The following is a 1,111-nucleotide window of genomic DNA, read 5'->3' as shown; positions in this document are numbered from 1 at the left end:
CTGTTTGCTGTGCCTTGATCGCCGCCAAAGCCACTTTGGCCTTGAAGTCTTTGCTGTAGCGTTTGCGCGTCATCTCACCCCTCCGCTTGTCTTCACTTTACGCTTAGAGGGCTGTCTCAAATTTCGGGTCCACTATACTCAAGGACTTCGAGCGCCTGTGCAACACCGACTTCGCCTGCGAGGCCGATGCGCTCAAGGCCCTGGCGCGCTTCGAGAGCACCCTCAAGATCGCGATGCTCGGTGAGACCCACATCGAGGCGCTGCCCCGCTTCAAGGGCAAGGGGCGCCCGGCCAAGGGACGCGAGCCAGACTTCTTTGTCTATCGCATCGTCGGCGCGCTCGCCTCGCGAGTGCAGGAGCGGCAGCGCCGCCTCGAGCGCAAGAGCTGCTTCATCCTCGCCACCAACCAGCTCGATGAGCACCTCCTCAGTGATGAGGATCTCATCGCCGCCTACAAGGACCAGCAGAAGGTCGAGCGTGGCTTTCGCTTCCTCAAGGATCCGATGTTCAAGGCCGCGACGCTCTACCTCAAGAAGCCCGAGCGCATCATGGCCCTGATGATGGTCATGACCCTGTGCCTGTTGGTCTACGCCGCCTTGGAGCAGCGTATCCGCGAGGTCCTCAAGGCCGAGCAGGCCACCGTCCCCGATCAAACCGGCAAGCCCACCGCGCGTCGCACGGCGCGTTGGGTGTTCCAATATTTCAAAGGGATCCATGTGCTGGTCGTTGAGCACGTCGAGCAGATCGTGCTACACGTCGAGCAACACCACAGCGTCTTACTGCAGCTGCTCGGGCCGCGCTATGTGGCGATATATTCTGCAAGCGGCTGACGGGGTGCGGAATGACGGCTTTACGCCATCGCGTGCGGCATCGGCGCCGGTCTTGTGACCTGGCTCGCCGTGGACAAGGTCGCCTTCGAGATCGACGAGACGGTCTCCCGGGAGGGGATGCGCGCCGACATGCTGGATGCCCTGGCGGAATAGAAGGCTAACCTGACGGTTGCGCTGCACCAACGCCAAGAGGCGCAGGCACGGGGGCGCATTCCCGAATTTCCGACGGTAGGAAACTATTGAGCCGTTGAGCCCAGTCGTTTTTGAGGAGCCAGCGAGGA

1 pseudogene is annotated in these 1,111 nt (G+C 61.7%); it reads left to right on the top strand.

Annotation, left to right across the window (positions count from 1 at the left end):
* Window positions 1–125 precede the first annotated feature (125 nt).
* Window positions 126–830 (top strand): annotated as a pseudogene (locus tag G3480_RS26805) (IS1634 family transposase); the annotation flags it as partial.
* Window positions 831–1,111 lie beyond the last annotated feature (281 nt).

The organism is Thiorhodococcus mannitoliphagus (assembly GCF_010915725.1).
Classification (GTDB): domain Bacteria; phylum Pseudomonadota; class Gammaproteobacteria; order Chromatiales; family Chromatiaceae; genus Thiorhodococcus; species Thiorhodococcus mannitoliphagus.
This window is presented reverse-complemented; position numbering and strand designations above follow the sequence as displayed.